The following is a 17,536-nucleotide window of genomic DNA, read 5'->3' on the forward strand; positions in this document are numbered from 1 at the left end:
GCGCGATGGCGGCGCCGGCCGCCGCCGGCGCGGCCGGCGACGCCGACCGCAGCGCGGCGCGCGCGATGCTGCAGGCCATCGCCGGCCAGCAGGGCTTCTACGGCCAGCTCGCCGCCGAGGACCTGGGCCTGCCCATCGTGCTGCTGCCGCCGCCGCGCACGCTGGCGGCGCCGGAGCGCGAAGCGGCCGCGGCCAATGCCGGCTTCGGGCGCGCGCTGCGCCTGCTCGAGCTCGGCCTGCGCTCGGAAGGCGTGCGCGAATGGAACTTCACGCGCCGCGGCCTGGGCGACCGCGAGCTGCTGGCAGCGGCCGCGCTCGCCTGCGAGCACGAGGCCTGGGACCTGTGCATCAACACCAGCGAGCGCACGCGCAGCGAAGTCGACCTGGCGCAGCGTTTCCCGACACCGCACCGCAGCCAGGTGCTGCAGACGACACGCCGCGTCGGCATCGACCCGGCCTACGTCTACGGCCTGATGCGCCAGGAGTCGCGCTTCATCACCACGGTGCGCTCGGGCGCCGGCGCCTCGGGGCTGATGCAGGTGATGCCGGGCACGGCGCGCATCGTCGCGCGCCGCATCGGGCTGGACTTCAAGCCGGCGATGCTGGCCGACCCCGACACCAACCTGCTGCTGGGCACCAGCTACCTGAAGATGGTGCTCGACGACTTTGCCGGCTCGCAGCCGCTGGCCACCGCCGGCTACAACGCCGGGCCGAACCGGCCGCGGCGCTGGCGCGATGCGCCGGTGGTCGAGCCGGCCGCGTGGATCGAGGCGATCCCGATCGGCGAGACCCGCGACTACGTGAAGAAGGTGCTGTCCAACGCCGTCTACTATGGCGCCCTGCTGGGCGCGCAGCCGCCGTCGCTGAAGGCCAGGCTCGGCAGCCCGATCGGCCCGCCCGACTCGAACGCTCCTCCCAGCGACCGTGAACTCCCCTGACCTCATGAAAAACGTGCTCGTTCTCGGTGGTACCGGCTTCCTCGGCAAGGCGCTCGTCGAGCGTCTGGTCGAACGCAACGGCGGCGGCGGTGGCCGCGTCATCGTGCCCACGCGCCGGCTGGCGCACGGCACCGTGCTGCGTTCACTGCCGACGGTCGAACTGGTCGAGGCCGACGTGCACGACGAGCGCACGCTGGCGCGTCTGGTGGCGCAAGCCGACGTCGTCGTCAACCTGATCGCGATCCTGCACGGCAGCCGCGAGCAGTTCCAGCGTGTGCACGTCGAGCTGCCGCGGCGCATCGCCCACGCCTGCGCCGCCGCCGGCGGCCGCCGCGTCGTGCACGTCAGCGCGCTCGGCGTCGGTGCCGGCGGGCCGTCGAACTACCTGCGCAGCAAGGCCGAGGGCGAGGCCGCGCTGCAGTCGCCCGGCGTCGCGCTCACCATCGTGCGGCCCTCGCTGATCTTCGGCGCCGAGGACCGCGTGCTCAACGTCTTCGCCGACCTGCAGGCCGTCGCGCCGGTGGTGCCGCTGCCCGCCGGCGACGCGAAGATGCAGCCGGTGTGGATCGAGGACGTGGCCACCGCGATCGTGCGCTGCATCGACGACCCGGCGACCATCGGCCAGGTCTACGAACTCGCCGGCCCCAAGGTCTACACGCTGTCGGAGATCGTGCGCCTGGCCGGGCGCTGGTCGGGCCACGAACGGCGCCAGATCCCGGTGCCGGCGGGGCTGGCGCGGCTGCAGGCGCGGCTGATGGAATCGATGCCGGGCACGCCGCTGATGTCGCGCGACAACCTCGACTCGATGCGCGTGCCCAACGTCGCCGGCGGCAAGCTGCCGGGGCTGGAGGCGCTGGGCATCGTGCCGGCCTCGATGCAGGCGGTGGCGCCGGGGTATCTGGGCGGCGTCGGCGGCCGCGGCCGCTACGAGCGCCTGCGCGCGCACGCGCGCCGCCTCTGAGCGCTTGTGGCCTAGCATCGCGGCTGGCTCGATGGAGGCGGCGATGGCTCTGCAACTGGTGATCGGCAACAAGAACTACTCGTCCTGGTCGATGCGGCCCTGGGTGCTGATGCGCCAGCTGGGCATTCCGTTCGAGGAGCGCAAGCTGCGCTTCGACTTCACCGAAGGCTCCGACTTCCGGCGCGAGGTCGCCGCCGTCAGCCCGGCCGGCCTGGTGCCGGTGCTGCTGGACGAGGGCTTCGTGGTCTGGGACACGCTGGCGATCGCCGAGTACCTGGCCGAACGTTTCCCTGCCGCCGGCGTCTGGCCGGCCGACACCCGGCAGCGCGCGCGCGCCCGCAGCCTGTGCGCCGAGATGCACGGCGGCTTCGGCGCCTTGCGCCAGCACTGCGCGATGAACATCGAGGCCGCGCTGCCCGACGTCGGCGAACGCCTGTGGGCCGGGCAGCCGGCGCTGCGGCGCAACGTCGCGCGGCTGGAATCGATGTGGGACGAGGCGCTGCAGGCCAGCGGCGGCCCCTTCCTGTTCGGCGAGTTCGGTGCCGCCGACGCCTTCTACGCACCGGTCTGCACACGCCTGATCAGCTACGCGCTGCCGGTGTCCGACGCCACCCGCGCCTACGTGCGGCGGGTGCTGGCCGCGCCCGGCGTCGCCGCCTGGATCGCCGATGCGCTGGCCGAGGCCGACTACATCGCCGACGAGGAACCCTACCGCACCAGCCGATGAAGGGCCGCTTCTACGTCGTCGGCGGCGCGGTGCGCGACGCGCTGCTGGGCCTGCCGGCGAGCGACCGCGACTGGGTCGTCGTCGGCAGCACGCCCGAGGAACTGGTCGCCGCCGGTTTCCGGCCGGTGGGGCGCGACTTCCCGGTCTTCCTGCACCCCGAGACCGGCGAGGAAGTGGCGCTGGCGCGCACCGAACGCAAGTCGGCGCCGGGTTATCACGGCTTCAGCTTCCACGCCGACCCGTCGGTGACGCTGGAAGAGGACCTGCGGCGCCGCGACCTGACGATCAACGCCATTGCACGCGCCGAAGACGGCAGCCTGGTCGACCCCTGGGGCGGGCAGCGCGACATCCAGGCGCGGGTGTTCCGCCACGTCAGCGAGGCTTTCGTCGAGGACCCGGTGCGGCTGCTGCGGCTGGCGCGGCTGGCGGCACGTTTCACCGACTTCACGGTCGCGCCCGAGACCGAGGCGCTTCTCGAGCGCCTGGTCGCCGACGGCGAAGTCGACGCGCTGGTGCCCGAGCGTGTCTGGCAGGAGCTGTCGCGCGGGCTGATGGAGGCCAGGCCCAGCCGCATGATCGAGCTGCTGCGGCGCTGCGGCGCGCTGGCGCGGCTGATGCCCGAGCTCGACCGGCTCTGGGGCGTGCCGCAGCCGCCCGAACACCACCCCGAGGTCGACACCGGCGCCCACATGCTGCTGGTGCTGGACATGGCGGCGCGGCTGCAGGCGCCGCTCGCGGTGCGCTGGGCCTGCCTGACGCACGACCTGGGCAAGGGCCAGACGCCGGCCGAGCTGCTGCCGCGGCACATCGGCCACGAAGTCCGCAGCGCAACGCTGGCGCGTGCCGCCGGCGAACGCTGGCGCGTGCCCAACCCCTGCCGCGAGCTGGCCGAGGTCGTCGCGCGTGAACACGGCAACGTGCACCGCAGCGGCGAGTTCGGCGCTGCCGCTGTCGTGCGCCTGCTCGAGCGCTGCGACGCCTTCCGCCGGCCGCAGCGTTTCGCCGAGCTGCTGCTGGCCTGCGAATGCGACGCGCGCGGCCGCACCGGCTTCGAGGACAGTCCCTACCCGCAGCGCGCCCGGCTGACCGAGCTGTTCGAGGCCGCACGCGGCGTCGACACCGCGGCCGTGGCCGCCGCCGCGGCCGAACGCGGCGCCAAGGGGCCGCAGATCGCCGCCGCGATCCAGCTCGCCCGTGCCGACGCCGTCGGCGCGCGGCTCTAGCTCAGACGACGAGCGAGATCAGCCCGACGATCAGGCTCAGCACCAGCGAGCTGGTGATCGGCAGGAACCAGTCGCGGCCGCGGACGCGAAAACGCAGGTCACCGGGCAGCCGGCCCAAGCCCAGCTTGGCGAACCAGTGCTGCAGGCCGTTGAAGATCAGGCAGGCGACGAGGAAGACCAGCAGCCAGCGCATCGCGGCTACAGCGTGTGCGTGCGATCGCCGGCGGCAAAACCGACGGGAGCGAAATCCGGCAGCCCGCGGGCGAAACCGATCACCTTGAACAGTTCGCCCATCTCGTGCTCGGTGATCAGCTTCTGGGCGTTGGCGATGGTCTTCAGGTCGGCGCCCGCTAGCAGATCGAGAAAGCCGCAATTGGCCAGGAACCGCGCCTGCGAGGTGTAGCCGACGACGTCCAGACCGGCGTCCTGGCCGGCGAGTGCGACGGCGGTGAAGTCGACGTGGGCGGTGATGTCCTTGGTGCCGACATCGGCCAGCGGGTCGGTGTCGGCGCGGTGCGCGCGGTGGCACATCAGCGTGCCGCCGCGGCGCTGCGGGTGGTAGTACTCGCGCTCGGGGAAACCGTAGTCGACGAAGAAGGCGGCGCCGCGCACCAGCCGCGCCGCCAGCGTGCGGATGAAGGCCGCGGCCTGCGCCGGCAGCTCGACGACGGTGCCGGGCACGAAGTCGGCATCCACCGGCGGCCGCAGCACCGTCGGCCGGTCAGCCCAGGCGAAACGACCGTCGTCGACGACGACACCGCGCTCGTGCCAGCGCTGCCCGTCCCAGTGCAGCAGCTGCACCGGCATCGCGTCGAGCACCTCGTTGCCGACGACGACACCTTCGATCGCATCCGGCAGCGTGTCGTGCCAGGACACGCGCGGCGCGAACGGCGCCAGGTGTGCGGCCTGGCGTGCGCGCAGCGTGCCCGACAGGTCGACGACGTGGTAACGCGTGTCCGGCGGCAGCGCGGCGAGCAGCTGCGCCGCGAACGCGCCGCTGCCGGCGCCGAACTCCCAGACATCCTGCGCGCCGGCGGCCTGCAGCGCCTGCGCCAGCTGGCGCGCGAACGCGGCGCCGAACAGCGGCGACAGCTCGGGCGCCGTGACGAAATCGCTGCCCGAGGCCGGCATCGTGCCGAACACCGGGGCGCCCCGGGTGTAGTAGCCCAGCCCCGGCTCGTACAGTGCCGCGGCCATGAAGCGGTCGAACGGCCACCAGCCGCCGTCCGCGCGCAGGCGCGCGGCGATGCGCGCCGATAAACTGTCGGGTTCGCCTGTGGTCACGCGGGCATTGTAGGAAGCATGAAAACAGCCCACGTCGGCGGCGTGGACGCGCCCCGCAGCGGCCGTCCGGTCGCGCTCGTCACCGGCGGCGCGCGCCGCATCGGCCGCGCCATCGCGCTCGAACTCGCCGCCCACGGCTGGGACGTGGCGCTGCACCACCGCGACTCGGCCGCCGACGCCGAGAGCGCGCAGCGTGCTTTGGCCTCGGTCGGTGCGCGCGGCGAGGCCTTCGCCGCCGACCTCGCCGACGAAGCCCAGTGCGAAGCGCTGCTGCCGGCGGTGCAGGCGGCGTTCGGCCGCGTCGACGCCGTCGTCAACAACGCCTCGCTGTTCGAGTACGACAGCATCGACGACTTCGGTTACGCGGCGATGGAGCGCGCCTGGCGCGCCAACGTCGCGCCGGCCGTCGTGCTGGCGCGGGCGCTGGCGCGCACCGGTGGCGGCTGCGTCGTCAACCTGCTCGACCAGAAGCTCTGGAACCCGAACCCCGACCACCTGTCGTACACGCTCGCCAAGGCCGCGCTGCGCGAGGCGACGACGCTGCTGGCGCAGGCGCTGGCGCCGGCGGTGCGTGTCTGCGGCGTCGCGCCGGGTGTCACGCTGCCTTCGGGCGACATGGACGCGGCCGAATTCGCCGCGGCGCACACGATGACGCCGCTGGGCCGCTCCTCCACGCCCGGCGACATCGCTCGCGCGGTGCGTTTTGCTCTCGAATCGCCGGCCATCACCGGCACCACGATCCTCGTCGACGGCGGCCAGCACCTGCAGGCCCAGGCGCGCGACGTGCTTTTTCTCGCCCGCCAGGACTGAACCCATGCAAAACCTGCCCTTCGCCGCCACGCTGCGCGACTGCCGCCGCCTCTTCCTGCGCGAGCACGAGATCAACGTCAACATCGGCGTGCACGACTTCGAGAAACAAGGCGAGCAGCGCCTCGTCATCAACGTCGACCTGTGGGTGCCGCTGGCGCTCTCGACGCCGCGCGAAGACCGGCTGGCCGAGGTGCTGGACTACGACTTCATCCGCAGCACCGTCGCCGAACGTGTCGCGCGCGGCCACATCCACCTGCAGGAAACGCTGGCCGACGACCTGCTGCGCGCGCTGCTGGCGCACCCGATGGTGCGCGCGGCACGCGTCTCGACCGAGAAGCCCGACGTCTACCCCGACTGCGCGGCCGTCGGCGTCGAGGTCTTCGGCTGCAAGGAATGAACACGATGGACACCGTCACCACCGACGCCGCGGCGGCGAAGAAGGCCGCGTTCGAAGCGAACAAGCTGTCCAAGCGCCTGCACCGCCAGGTCGGCCAGGCGATCGGCGACTTCAACATGATCGAGGCCGGCGACCGGGTCATGGTCTGCATGTCCGGCGGCAAGGACAGCCACGCGCTGCTGGACATCCTGCTGTCGATGCGCGAGCGCGCGCCGATCGACTTCGAGATCGTCGCCGTCAACCTCGACCAGAAGCAGCCGGGCTTCCCCGCCGAGGTGCTGCCGGCCTACCTGAAGAGCCGCGGCGTCGAGTTCCGCATCGAGGAGCAGGACACCTACTCGATCGTCAAGCGCCTGGTGCCCGAAGGCCAGACGATGTGCAGCCTGTGCTCGCGCCTGCGCCGCGGCGTGCTCTACCGCGTCGCCAGCGAGATCGGCGCGACCAAGATCGCCCTGGGCCACCACCGCGACGACATGGTGGTCACGCTGCTGATGAACATGTTCTTCGGCAGCCGCATGAAGGGCATGCCGCCCAAACTGGTCAGCGACGACGGCCGCCACGTCGTCATCCGGCCGCTGGCCTACGTCGCCGAGACCGACCTCGAGCGCTGGGCCGAACACCGGGCCTTCCCGATCATTCCCTGCTCGCTGTGCGGCAACCAGGAGAACCTGCAGCGCGTGCTGACGAAGAAAATGATCCGCGAATGGGAACGCCAGTACCCCGGACGGATCGACAACATGTTCACCGCGATGGGCAACATCGTCCCTTCGCACATGATGGATCGCAAGCTCTATCCTTTCGAGACGCTGCGCGCGACCGGTGTCGCCGACGCGGACGGCGACAAGGCCTTCGACGAAGAGCCCTGCGCGCCGCCGCCGCCGGCACCGGGCGCCCTGCGCATCGCCCCCGACTCCGAGGACACACCATGAAGACCTGGATCGGTGCCGCGGCGCTCGCCGCCGCCGCCCTGCTGACCGGCTGCGCCGGCCTGAACAGCGTCACCGCCGACGTTTCCAGCTATGGCAGCTGGCCGGCCGAACGGGCGGCCGGCAGTTACGCCTTCGACCGCCTGCCCTCGCAGCAGGCGCGAGCCGCCGAGACCGAGCGCCTGGAACTGGCCGCGCGCCCGGCGCTGGAGAAGGCCGGCTTCACGCCGGCAGCCGCCGGCCAGCAGCCCGACGTGCTGGTGCAGGTCGGCGCGCGCGTCTCGCGCAACGAACGCATCGTCTGGGACGACCCGATGTGGTGGCGCGGCGGCTGGGGCTACTGGCGCCATTCGCCCTGGTACGGCCCCGGGCCCTACTGGGGGCCGGGCTACCTGGACCGGATGCCGCGCTACGAGAGCGAGGTCGCGCTGCTGCTGCGCGACCGCACCAGCGGCCAGCCGCTGTTCGAGGCCCGCGCCAGCCTGGACAGCAACAGCGGCCTGGACGACCCGACGCTGGCGGCGATGTTCTCGGCCGCGCTCGCCGACTTCCCGAAGACCGGCGTCAACCCGCACCGCGTCGTCGTGCCGCTGGCCGGCAAGCCCTGAGCCGGCCCCGCCTTCAGGGCAGCGCGGTCTCGCCGGTGACGACCAGCGAGCGCAGGTCCTGCCCCCAGCCGAGCAGGCGCTCGCGCGCCTTGGCACGCTGTGCCGCTGTGGCCGCGTTGTGCACCCGCGCGGCGAAGCGGCAGTTGTAGTCGTCCAGCTTCAGCATCAGCTCGCGGTAGCCGGCGTCGGCCGACCGTTCGCTGCGTGCGGCCAGCGCCCGCAGCGCCGGCAGCGTCTGGGCGGCGTCGGCACGTTCGGCGACCAGCCGGCGCAGGGTCTGCACGACCTCGCGCTGGCGGCGGTCGCGTTCGGCCACCCAGGCCTCGGCGTCGAAAGGTGACTCGGCGACGAGTTCGGCGACCAGCGCACGCTGCGCGCCGTCCAGCCGCCCGTAGAGCTGCTCGATGCGGTCGGTCGCACGTTCGACCGAGGCTTCGCGGCGCTTGGCCGGGTCGCTCTGCAGGTACTCGTCGCGCATGTCGGCCAGGCGTTTGGTGAAACGCTGCTCGAGGTGCTGCAGCTGCGCCTCGCGCAGCCCGGCGACCAGCGGTGCGCCTTCCTGCAGCGCGCGGTCGACCGCGGGCTCCGAGGCTTCGCGAAACCGTGCGCTCCAGCGGCAGACCTGGTCCGGCGTCGTCGGCTGCAGCGCCGCCGTGCCGGCTTCGGCCAGCAGCGTGGCGTAGGTGGGCAGTTCGCTGTGCCGATGCCAGTCGAACCAGCGCCCGATCGCGGCCCGCACCGCCGGCTCCTGTTGCGAGCTGAAGTCGAAGTAGCCGTCGAGCCACCACCACGCGAGCCGGGGGCCGTTGGCGTAGCCCAGGCGCAGCGTGCTGCAGCCGGCCAGCACCAGCACGGCCGCGATAATTGCCACTTTCAGCAGGGACCGTCTCATGGCATTGAACGTCGTCGTGATGGCCGCGGGCAAAGGCACGCGGATGAAGTCGGCGCGCGCGAAGGTGCTGCACCGCCTGGGCGGCTGCAGCCTATTGCAGCATGTACTGGATGCCGCCACGCCGCTGGGGGCCAAGCGCAGCATCGTCGTCACCGGCCACGGCGCCGAGCAGGTGGAAGCGGCCGCGGCCGCCAGCGGCGCGGTGTTCGTGCGCCAGCAGCCGCAGCTGGGCACTGGCCACGCGGTGCAGCAGACGGTGCCGGCCCTCGACGACGCCGCCGAGACGACGCTGATCCTCAACGGTGACGTGCCGCTGATCCGCACCGAGACCGCCGCCGCGCTGGCTGCGGCCTGCGGCGGCGAGCGCCTGGCGCTGCTGACCGTCGAACTCGCCGACCCGAGCGGCTACGGCCGCATCGTGCGCGACCCGGCGGGCCATGTCACCGGCATCGTCGAGCACAAGGATGCGAGCGCCGAACAGCGCCTGATCCGCGAGGTCTACACCGGCATGATGGCGGCGCCGACGGCGCGGCTCAAACGCTGGGTGATGGCGCTCGCCGACGACAACGCCCAGCGCGAGTACTACCTGACCGACATCGTCGGCATGGCGGTGGCCGAAGGCGTGGCCGTGGTCGCCGCGGCGGCCTCGGGCGAGACCGAGGTGCTGGGCGTCAACAGCCCGGCGCAGCTCGCCGACCTGGAACGCCGCCTGCAGCGCCAGCGCGCCGAGTCGCTGATGACCGCCGGTGTGCGCCTGGCCGACCCGGCGCGTTTCGACCAGCGCGGCACGCTGGAGTGCGGCCAGGACGTCGAGATCGACGTCAACTGCGTCTTCGAAGGCCGGGTGGTGCTGGGCGACGGCGTCTCGATCGGCGCCAACTGCGTGGTCCGCGACGCCGAGATCGGCGCCGGCGCGGTGCTGCACCCCTTCACCCACGTCGAAGGCGCGACCGTCGGCGCCGGCGCCCTGGTCGGCCCGTTCGCGCGCCTGCGCCCGGGCGCCGAGCTCGGCCGCGAGGTGCACATCGGCAATTTCGTCGAGGTGAAGAACTCCACGCTTGCCGACGGCGCCAAGGCCAACCACCTGGCCTACCTCGGCGACGCGACGGTCGGCCCGCGTGTCAACTACGGTGCCGGCAGCATCACCGCCAACTACGACGGCGCGAACAAACATCGCACCGTGATCGGCGCCGACGTGCACGTGGGCTCGAACTGCGTGCTGGTCGCCCCGGTGACGATCGGCGAAGGCGCGACCATCGGCGCCGGCTCGACCATCGGCAAGGACGCGCCGGCCGGCCAGCTCACCGTCGCGCGCGCGCGCCAGGCCAGCCTCTCGGGCTGGCAGCGGCCGAAGAAGAAGCCCAAGGGCTGAAGCCGCGCGCCAGGCGCGCGCATTGCCCCTGTCCCTTCCGCCCGGCGGCCCGCACCGCCGAGAGGAGACCATGGACACCGTCGCCGTGGACCGGTTGCAGCTGCAGCAGCTGCTGTTCGAGCAGTCGCCCGACGCGATGGCGCTGTTCGGCGCTGATGGCCGCGTGCTGCTGTGGAACGCGGGTGCCGAAGCCTTGTACGGCTACCCCGCCGAGGTCGCGATCGGCAGCCTGTGGGACGAGCTGGTGGTGCCGCCGGGCGCCAACGGCGAAGAGGAGTCGCGCCGCCGGCGGGCACGCGACGGCGGCGTCACGGCGCGCGCCGTGCTGCGCCGGCGCCAGGACGGCGCGCTGGTGCATGCCGACAGCGCGCTGCGCGCGGTGTTCGGTCCCGACGGCAGTCTGCGCGCCTACGCGGTCTCGGAGCGCGACATCACCGCGCTGACGATCGCACGCGACACCCGGCTGCTGGAGGAGCGCTACCGCGACCTGCTGGAGTCGGTGCCGGACGCGATCGTGATCGCCAACGACATCGGCCGCATCGTGCTGTTCAACGGCCAGGCCGAGTCGATGTTCGGCTGCACGCGCGCGCAGCTGATCGGCGAGCCGATCGAGACGCTGCTGCCCTCGCGTTTCGGCGCCACCCACGTCGCGCACCGGCTGCGTTTTCGCGCCCGGCCGCAGGTGCGCCAGATGGGCGCCGGCCTCGAGCTGTACGGGCGCCGGCACGACGGGCGCGAGTTCCCGGTCGAGATCAGCCTGAGCCCGCTGGACGTCGGCGACGGCCACTACGTGATGAGCGCGATCCGCGACACCTCGCGCCAGCGCCAGTTCGAGCAGGCGCTGCAGGACAAGAACATCGAGCTCACCGTCGCCAACCAGGCCAAGGACCGCTTCCTCTCGACGATGAGCCACGAGCTGCGCACGCCGCTGAACGCGATCCTCGGCTTCTCGGGGCTGCTGCTGATGCAGCAGGCAGGTGCGCTGAGCGGCGAGCAGCGGCACCAGCTGGCCATCGTGCGCCAGAGCGGCGAGCAGTTGCTGGCGCTGATCGAGCAGTTGCTGGCGCTGGCGCAGCTGCAGTCGGGTGCGCCGCAGCTGGCGCCCGAGCCGCTGGACCTCGCGGCGCTGCTGCCGCTGCTGCAGGCCTCGCTTGCGCCGCTGGCCGATCACGCCGGCCGGCGCCTGGTGCTGGAGCTGCCGGCCGGGCCGGTGGTGCTGGTCGCCGACCGCCACGCGCTGCAGCAGCTGTTGCGCACGCTGGTGCTGCAGGCGCTGCGCGAGCGCGGTGGCGACCTGCGGCTGGCGCTGCGGCAGACGGCCGGCGGCGTCGAGCTGTGCATCGGCGAAACCGTGGCGGCGGTGCCCGAGACCGACCTGCCCTGCACCACCAATGCCCAGGACGGCGCGGGCCTGGCGATCGAACTCGCCGGCCGCCTGGCCAGCGTCACCGGCGCCCGTCTGACCTGCGCCCGCGCCGGCAGCGACGCACGCTTCACGCTGCGCTGGGAAAACGCCGCCTGATCAGCTGGCGCGTTCGGCCACCGAGGCCGCCAGGCACAGGTCGTCCCAGGCGCGCGCCTTGTCGGGCAGGTTGCGCAGCAGATAGGCCGGGTGATAGGTGACGACCAGCGGCACGCCCTGGTAGCGGTGCACACGCCCGCGCAGCTTGCCGATGGGCTCGCTGCTGCGCAGTAGCGCCTGGACCGCGAAGCGCCCCATCGCCAGGATGATGCGGGGCCGCACGAGTTCGATCTGGCGCACGAGGAAGGGCTCGCAGCGCTGCAGCTCCTCGGGTGCCGGGTTGCGGTTGCGCGGCGGCCGGCACTTCAGCGTGTTGGCGATGTAGACCCGCTGCGCGGCCTCGCCGTCGGCCGCACGCGACAGCGCCAGCGCGCGCAGCATCGCGTCCAGCAGCTGCCCGGCCGGGCCGACGAAGGGTTCGCCGCGCAGGTCCTCCTGCTCGCCCGGCGCCTCGCCGACGATCATCCAGTGAGCCTGCGGGTGGCCGACGCCGAACACGGTCTGCGTGCGGCTCTGCGACAGCGTGCAGGCGCTGCAGGCCGCGACCGCGTCGCGCAGCGCGGGCCAGTCCAGGCCGGCCGCGGAGCCGGCGTCGGCGGCGGGCGCCGCGGCCACGGCCGGTGCGCGTACCGGCGCGGCTTCGGCGCGCGCCGGTTGAGCGCGCGCGGCTGCGGCCGGCGCCTCGACGGCGGCAGGCGACGCTGCGGCCACCGGGAGCGGTTCGCGGCGCAGCTGGGCCGCGGGCTCGACCGGAACCGGCTCGGCCGGGGTCTCGGCCTCGGCCGGGGCGTCGGCGGCTGGCTGCCACAGGCGCACGCCGATCGTGCGCAGCATCGCGACCTGGCGTTCAGACCAGGCCATCACGCGCCTCCTGCGGCACCCGCCGGTTCATCACGATCGCATCCTCGCGCCCCTGGTGCGCCGGGTAGTAGCCGCGGCGCCGGCCGACGGGCTGGAAGCCGCGGCGCAGGTAGACCGCGATCGCACGTTCGTTGCTGGCGCGCACCTCGAGCCACAGCATCGGCAGCGCGAGCTCGCGGCAGCGGGCATCGAGCGCGTCCAACAGGCGCACGCCCAGGCCCTGGCGCTGGCGCGCTACGGCGACGGTGACGTTGAGCAGGTGCATCTCGTCGACGCCGACCATCGCCAGGTAGTAGCCGACGACGGCGCCGCCGCCCTCCAGCACCCAGGCCTCGTATCCCGCAGCGAGCGAGTCGACGAAGTTGCCGCGTGTCCAGGGGAAGGGGTAGGCGCCGGCCTCGATCGCGACGACGGCGTCGAGGTCGGCGAGTGTCATGGTCCGCAGCGCCGCGCTCACCGCGGCGCCTCCGCGGCGGCGTCGCGGGCGGCACGCACGGCTTCGCGTTCACGCGTCGTCAGTGCGACCTTGTCGCGCAGATACAGCGGCAGCGCCAGCGCCGCGTCCACGCCCTCGCCGGCCGCGTGCGCGGCCTGCGCCAGGCGCAGCAGCGCGGCGGCGCGCTCGTGTTCGGTCGGCACGCGCGCCCGCTGCGGAGCCAGCCCCAGGCGCTCGCCGAAGGCCGCGAGCGCCGACCCGGCGACCGCGCCCGGCCCGTCCGCGGCCATCGCCGCGAAGGCCTCCAGCGTGTACAGCGCCGGCGCGGCCAGCTCCTGCCAGCGGCCCTCGGTCCAGCGGTAGCGGCCGGCGTAGACCTCTTCCATGCGCGCGTCCATCGCGACGTCGACCTCGAACGCGGCGTCCTGCGGCGCGCGCTGGATGCGTGCGTCCTCGGCGACGATCAGCAGGCTGCCCAGCGGCAGCACCGGGCAGCCCAGGCCGAAGGCCAGGCCCTGGGCCACGGCGCAGCTGGTGCGCAGCCCGGTGAAGGCGCCGGGGCCGCGGCCGAAGGCGATCGCGTCCAGGTCCGCGAGGGCCATGCCGGCCCGGGCCAGCAGCGCGTGCACGCAGGGCAGCAGCGCGGCCGAGGCGAGCGCGCCGCCGGGTTCGTCGGCGGTCCAGGCGCCGTGCGGCGCGACGAGCGCGACCGCCATCCGTTCGGTGGAGGTGTCGAAGGCGAGCAGTCGCGCCGTCTCGTGGCTCGCGCGCGCTGCAGCGCCGCGCGGGGGGGACGGATGGGGCATCGGGCGAGTTTAGCCGTGCGATCATCGCCCGCATGACCCTGCCGCGTGCCCTCGCCTGCGCCGTGCTCGCGGCCGCTGCCGCCAGCGCGACGGCCCAGGCGCTGCCGCCCGAGGCGCTGGCGGCGCTGCGCCGCGCCGAGGTGCCGGCCACGGCGCTGGCCGTCGTCGTGCGCGAGCTGCCGGCGGGGCCGACGCGCCTGGCCTGGCAGGGCGACCTGGCGCTGAACCCGGCCTCGGTGACCAAGCTGCTGACGACGCTGGCGGCGCTCGAGCGCCTGGGGCCGGGCTGGACCTGGACGACACCGGTCTGGCTGCAGGGCCAGATCCACGACGGCGTGCTCGACGGCACGCTGGTGATCCAGGGCCGCGGTGACCCGCAGCTGACGGCCGAGCGGCTGCGCACCGCGCTGCGCCGCGTCTGGCAGCTCGGCGTGCACGAGATCCGCGGCGACATCGTGCTCGACGGCTCGGCCTTCGCGCCGGCGCAGGCCGAGCCGGGCGACTTCGACGGCGAGAGCACGCGGCCCTACAACGTGCAACCAGCGGCGCTGCTGCCGAACTTCCGCTCGGTCGGCTACAGCTTCGTGCCCGACCCCGGCGCCGGCGTCGCACGCGTGCTGGTCGACCCGCCGCTGGCGCGCACCGCGATTCAGGCGACGGTGCCGCTGGACACCGGGCCTTGCGTCGACTGGCGCAGCGCGCTGAAGGCGAGCTTCGGCGCCGAGGTGCGTTTCGCCGGCCGCTACCCGGTGGGCTGCGGCGAACTCGCCTGGTACGTCGCCGACCCCGACCCGCAGAGCTACGACGCCCGGCTGCTGGAAGGGCTGTGGGCCGAACTCGGCGGCCGCCTGACCGGCCGCGCGCGTGCCGGCCTCGCGCCGCGCGACACGGCACCGAGTTTCGAGCTGCGTTCGCCGCCGCTGGCCGATCTGCTGCGCGACATGAACAAGCTGAGCCAGAACACGATGGCCGAGCAGATCACGCGCACGCTGGCGCTGCAGCGCCGGCCCGACATCCCCGCCGACGCCGCCGGCGCCCGCGCCGCACTCGCCGAATGGCTGGACGAGGCGCTCGGCCCGCTGCCCGCCGGCACCGTGCTGGACAACGGGTCGGGGCTGTCGCGCAGCACGCGGCTCAGCGCCGGGCTGCTGGCGCGCCTGCTCGAGCGCGGCTACGCCAGCCCGTCCATGCCCGAGTTCGTCGCCTCGCTGCCGATCGCCGGCATCGACGGCACGATGCGCCGCGCGCGGGCGCTGATGCCCGGACGCGCGCACCTGAAGACCGGCTCGCTGCGCGACGTCGCGGCCCTGGCCGGCTACGTGTTCTCGGACAGCGGCCGGCGCTACGCCTTCGTCGCGCTGCTGCAGCACCCGAACGCCGCCGCCGCCCGGCCGGCGTTCGACGCGCTGCTGCAGTGGACGGCGCGCGACGCACCCGGCACCACGACACCATGACGCTTTCGGACCTGCTCGGTTATCTGGCCGCGACGCTGACCACCGCGGCCTTCGTGCCGCAGGCGCTGCTGACGCTGCGCACGCGCGACGTCAGCGGCATCTCGCTGGGCATGTACGCGGTGTTCACCGCCGGGGTGGCGACGTGGCTGGCCTACGGGCTCGCGCTCGGCGAGTGGCCCATCATCGCCGCGAACACGGCGACGCTGGCGCTGGCGGCGACGATCCTCGGGCTGAAGATCTCGATCGAACGCTCGCAGCGCCGCGACGGCCGCGGGCGCGGCCGTCGCGTGGACGCGGATCAGAAGCTGTAGCTCAGACCGCCGGTGAAGACCACCGGGCGGTAGTTGACGGTGGTCTTGATCACCGCGGCGCCTTCGCCGACCAATTCGCTCTTCACCTTGAGCACGGCGACGCTGCCGAACATGCCCCACTGCCGGTCGAACTTGTAGGAGAAGCCGGCTTCGGCCGCCGGACCCCACGAGTCTTCCATGTGCACCTTCCAGCCGTACGGCGACTTGCGCCTGGCGAAGTGGGTGTAGTTGATGCCCAGGCCGACGTAGGGGCGGAACTTGTCCGCCGGTTCGCCGAAGTGGTAGTTGAACAGCAGCGTCGGCGACACCGACCGCGCCTCGACCACCTTGCCCAGGTAGTCGACCGAGCCGTCGGCATAACCCTCGATCTTCGGCGGCACGCCGAGCACGAGTTCGACGCCGACGTTGGGCGAGACCATGCGCTCGTAGATCAGCACGACCGTGGTCGCGTCGCTCGTATTGGCGTCTGCGCCGGCGGGCACGCCCAGCCCGCTCACGCCGTTGGTCTGTGCATGCGTGTCGTAGCGAGTGATGCCCGCCTTGACGACGTTGACGTTGTAGTCCTGAGCCTGTGCGATGCCGGCGGCGCCGGCCGCCAGCGTCAGCATCGCCAGCGCGCGAATCGTCTTGTTCATGTCTGGATTCCTTGTCTCGGCCAGTCGCGTGGCGCTCACTGCGCGGCGGGCGCCGCAACCCAGCCGAACGCACGCAGCTGGGTCAGGATCTGATCCGCGTAGTACGCGTGGCCGCCGCTGGTCGGGTGCACGCCGTCGGCGAAGAACCAGGTCGAGGTGTCGGCGCCGTCGCTCAGGCCGTTGTAGGGCATGCCGGTGGTGGCGTTGCAGAACAGCGAGGAGCCGTCAGTGATCTGGCCACCGGTGATCAAGCTGATCTTGGTGGCGCTGCAGGCCGGCGTCGTGATGTTCGTGAAGCCGTAGCTGGCCGGGGCGGCATTGACCGCGGCACCGATCGAGGCCATGTCGATGATCTGCACCGGCAGGTCATCGAGGCCTTCGCGCAACCACAGGTTGAAGGTCTCGGTGATGGTCTTCAGCACGCCCTGGATGCTCGCCGGATAGGCCTGGAACTGCGGCGTCAGCGCCGAGTTCGGCAGGTTGCCGATCGCGACGTACTTGCCGCCGTGCGCGAGGATCTTGTTCTTGACGTAGCCCGCGAGCTCGAACGCCGCTTCCTTCATGCCCTCCTGCGCCGCGCTCTGCGCGTCGTACAGCAGCTTGTTGCCGCGTTCGGCGGTGATGGCGCCGGTGGCGACCTGGGTCTGGATCGAGGTCGCGGTGGCGACGAAGGTCTGCAGCTGGATGAAGGCGTCGTTGTTGCCGGCCCAGATGATGACCAGGTCGCTGTCCTTGAAACTGCCGAAGCGCTCCAGGTGGCGGTCGATCTGGGTGGCAACCGGAACCGTCAGCGCAGCGGGTGCGCCGTCCTTGGTGTGTCCGATACCTTCCGGGTCCGTCACCCGCGAGCCGCCCTGACCGTACGCGGTGCAGGTGCCGGCCAGCGCGGGGTTGATCGTCGCTGCCGGGCAGGCTTGCGACTGCCCAGCGAAACCCATGTCGGCCGGCGTGATCGTGATGCCCAGCGTCGCGGCAACCCGCTCCACCCAGATCAGATCGCCGGTGGACGAGTCGGTGTTGGTCGTGAACTTGCCGCCCAGATACGGCGAGCTGCCATTGCCCGCCAGCGAGGTCGCGGGCGAATAGGTGCCGACGTCGCTCAGGCTGTCGCCGAAGGACACCACGGCGGTGAAACTGCCGACCGTCGACGGTGCCCCGGACGGCCCGTCGCCGCCCGGATCGGGATTGCCGCCGCCGCATGCCGCCAACAGCGCCGCCGTGACGGCTGCCGCGAGCACGCCCCTGCGCATCTTCATCATGTCTGCCCCGCTTTCTATCTAGGTCTCGAACGTCGTAATGACGAACGTTCGTTCTAATTTAGCGTCGGCGACTATAAGCGCCCGGGGGGCAACCCTGAGGAGAGAAAACCCGCG

General features: G+C 72.7%; 20 protein-coding genes. 12 read left to right on the forward strand and 8 right to left on the reverse strand.

Annotated features, from left to right (window positions below; all coding sequences use genetic code 11):
* The 4 genes from CKO43_RS12330 to CKO43_RS12345 all read left to right on the forward strand — a co-directional run.
* The coding region (locus CKO43_RS12330) for a lytic transglycosylase domain-containing protein (protein ID WP_200378811.1) at positions 1–938 on the forward strand (938 nt) is incomplete at its 5' end.
* Between the two features lie 4 nt (positions 939–942).
* Positions 943–1,899 carry a complex I NDUFA9 subunit family protein gene (locus tag CKO43_RS12335; RefSeq protein ID WP_200378812.1) on the forward strand — a complete coding sequence of 319 codons (957 nt, stop codon included), beginning with the start codon at positions 943–945 and terminating at the stop codon, positions 1,897–1,899.
* 43 nt (positions 1,900–1,942) lie between these two features.
* Positions 1,943–2,626, forward strand: coding sequence for a glutathione S-transferase family protein (locus CKO43_RS12340; RefSeq protein WP_200378813.1), 684 nt, complete (start codon positions 1,943–1,945; stop codon positions 2,624–2,626).
* Positions 2,623–3,849 carry a multifunctional CCA addition/repair protein gene (locus tag CKO43_RS12345; RefSeq protein WP_200378814.1) on the forward strand — a complete coding sequence of 409 codons (1,227 nt, stop codon included), beginning with the start codon at positions 2,623–2,625 and terminating at the stop codon, positions 3,847–3,849. Before CKO43_RS12340 ends, CKO43_RS12345 begins: the two co-directional genes overlap by 4 nt.
* A gap of 1 nt (position 3,850) precedes the next feature.
* Here CKO43_RS12345 and CKO43_RS12350 read toward each other — a convergent pair whose 3' ends face one another.
* Together CKO43_RS12350 and CKO43_RS12355 are read right to left on the reverse strand one after the other, a co-directional pair.
* Entirely contained in the window at positions 3,851–4,042 is a 192-nt protein-coding gene (locus CKO43_RS12350) for a DUF2905 domain-containing protein (protein ID WP_200378815.1), read from the reverse strand.
* 5 nt (positions 4,043–4,047) lie between these two features.
* Positions 4,048–5,133 carry an SAM-dependent methyltransferase gene (locus tag CKO43_RS12355; protein ID WP_200378816.1) on the reverse strand — a complete coding sequence of 362 codons (1,086 nt, stop codon included), beginning with the start codon at positions 5,131–5,133 and terminating at the stop codon, positions 4,048–4,050.
* A gap of 18 nt (positions 5,134–5,151) precedes the next feature.
* On the opposite strand from CKO43_RS12355, the gene CKO43_RS12360 reads away from it, so the two are divergent.
* The 4 genes from CKO43_RS12360 to CKO43_RS12375 are packed head-to-tail and all read left to right on the forward strand — an operon-like array spanning position 5,152 to position 7,874.
* Positions 5,152–5,943, forward strand: coding sequence for an SDR family oxidoreductase (locus tag CKO43_RS12360; RefSeq protein ID WP_200378817.1), 792 nt, complete (start codon positions 5,152–5,154; stop codon positions 5,941–5,943).
* 4 nt (positions 5,944–5,947) lie between these two features.
* Positions 5,948–6,340 carry a dihydroneopterin aldolase gene (locus CKO43_RS12365; protein WP_200227087.1) on the forward strand — a complete coding sequence of 131 codons (393 nt, stop codon included), beginning with the start codon at positions 5,948–5,950 and terminating at the stop codon, positions 6,338–6,340.
* A 5-nt stretch (positions 6,341–6,345) separates the two neighbouring features.
* Positions 6,346–7,269 carry a tRNA 2-thiocytidine(32) synthetase TtcA gene (gene ttcA, locus CKO43_RS12370; RefSeq protein ID WP_431191959.1) on the forward strand — a complete coding sequence of 308 codons (924 nt, stop codon included), beginning with the start codon at positions 6,346–6,348 and terminating at the stop codon, positions 7,267–7,269.
* On the forward strand, positions 7,266–7,874 hold the full coding sequence (locus CKO43_RS12375) for a DUF4136 domain-containing protein (RefSeq protein WP_200227083.1): 609 nt from the start codon (positions 7,266–7,268) through the stop codon (positions 7,872–7,874). The genes ttcA and CKO43_RS12375 overlap by 4 nt, the downstream gene beginning before the upstream one ends.
* Positions 7,875–7,887: 13 nt before the next feature.
* On the opposite strand, the gene CKO43_RS12380 is transcribed toward CKO43_RS12375, so the two are convergent.
* Positions 7,888–8,766, reverse strand: a complete 879-nt coding sequence (locus CKO43_RS12380) for a DUF6279 family lipoprotein (protein WP_200378819.1) — start codon at positions 8,764–8,766, stop codon at positions 7,888–7,890.
* Between CKO43_RS12380 and glmU the strand changes: the two genes are divergently transcribed.
* Positions 8,765–10,138 carry a bifunctional UDP-N-acetylglucosamine diphosphorylase/glucosamine-1-phosphate N-acetyltransferase GlmU gene (glmU, locus tag CKO43_RS12385; RefSeq protein WP_200227080.1) on the forward strand — a complete coding sequence of 458 codons (1,374 nt, stop codon included), beginning with the start codon at positions 8,765–8,767 and terminating at the stop codon, positions 10,136–10,138. The two genes, CKO43_RS12380 and glmU, sit on opposite strands and share 2 nt — an antisense overlap.
* 70 nt (positions 10,139–10,208) lie before the next feature.
* Positions 10,209–11,660: a PAS domain-containing sensor histidine kinase gene (locus tag CKO43_RS12390; protein WP_200227078.1), complete on the forward strand. Its 1,452-nt coding sequence runs from the start codon at positions 10,209–10,211 to the stop codon at positions 11,658–11,660.
* Here the strand turns inward: CKO43_RS12390 and CKO43_RS12395 are convergent, their stop codons facing one another.
* From CKO43_RS12395 to tsaB, 3 genes are read right to left on the reverse strand one after another with little or no spacing between them, the layout of a single operon-like run.
* Positions 11,661–12,521, reverse strand: coding sequence for a uracil-DNA glycosylase (locus CKO43_RS12395; protein ID WP_200378820.1), 861 nt, complete (start codon positions 12,519–12,521; stop codon positions 11,661–11,663). It abuts the gene before it with no gap.
* Positions 12,508–12,957, reverse strand: coding sequence for a ribosomal protein S18-alanine N-acetyltransferase (rimI, locus tag CKO43_RS12400; RefSeq protein WP_200378821.1), 450 nt, complete (start codon positions 12,955–12,957; stop codon positions 12,508–12,510). The genes CKO43_RS12395 and rimI overlap by 14 nt, the downstream gene beginning before the upstream one ends.
* Before the next feature lie 17 nt (positions 12,958–12,974).
* On the reverse strand, positions 12,975–13,763 hold the full coding sequence (tsaB, locus tag CKO43_RS12405; RefSeq protein WP_200378822.1) for a tRNA (adenosine(37)-N6)-threonylcarbamoyltransferase complex dimerization subunit type 1 TsaB: 789 nt from the start codon (positions 13,761–13,763) through the stop codon (positions 12,975–12,977).
* Positions 13,764–13,795: 32 nt separating this feature from the next.
* Here tsaB and dacB point away from each other — a divergent pair, with 32 nt between their 5' ends.
* Complete coding sequence (gene dacB / locus CKO43_RS12410) at positions 13,796–15,217, forward strand: D-alanyl-D-alanine carboxypeptidase/D-alanyl-D-alanine endopeptidase (RefSeq protein ID WP_200378823.1); 1,422 nt, start codon at positions 13,796–13,798, stop codon at positions 15,215–15,217.
* Positions 15,214–15,528 (forward strand): SemiSWEET transporter, encoded by a 315-nt coding sequence (locus CKO43_RS12415; RefSeq protein WP_200227068.1) that lies wholly within the window; start codon positions 15,214–15,216, stop codon positions 15,526–15,528. The genes dacB and CKO43_RS12415 overlap by 4 nt, the downstream gene beginning before the upstream one ends.
* Here the strand turns inward: CKO43_RS12415 and CKO43_RS12420 are convergent.
* On the reverse strand, positions 15,516–16,163 hold the full coding sequence (locus CKO43_RS12420) for an OmpW/AlkL family protein (RefSeq protein WP_200227067.1): 648 nt from the start codon (positions 16,161–16,163) through the stop codon (positions 15,516–15,518). The two genes, CKO43_RS12415 and CKO43_RS12420, sit on opposite strands and share 13 nt — an antisense overlap.
* Before the next feature lie 35 nt (positions 16,164–16,198).
* A complete protein-coding gene (locus tag CKO43_RS12425) occupies positions 16,199–17,419 on the reverse strand; it encodes an SGNH/GDSL hydrolase family protein (protein ID WP_242477844.1) in 1,221 nt (406 codons plus the stop codon).
* Between the last annotated feature and the right edge of the window lie 117 nt (positions 17,420–17,536).

Source organism: Rubrivivax gelatinosus, from assembly GCF_016583785.1.
Lineage (GTDB): Bacteria > Pseudomonadota > Gammaproteobacteria > Burkholderiales > Burkholderiaceae_C > Rubrivivax > Rubrivivax gelatinosus_B.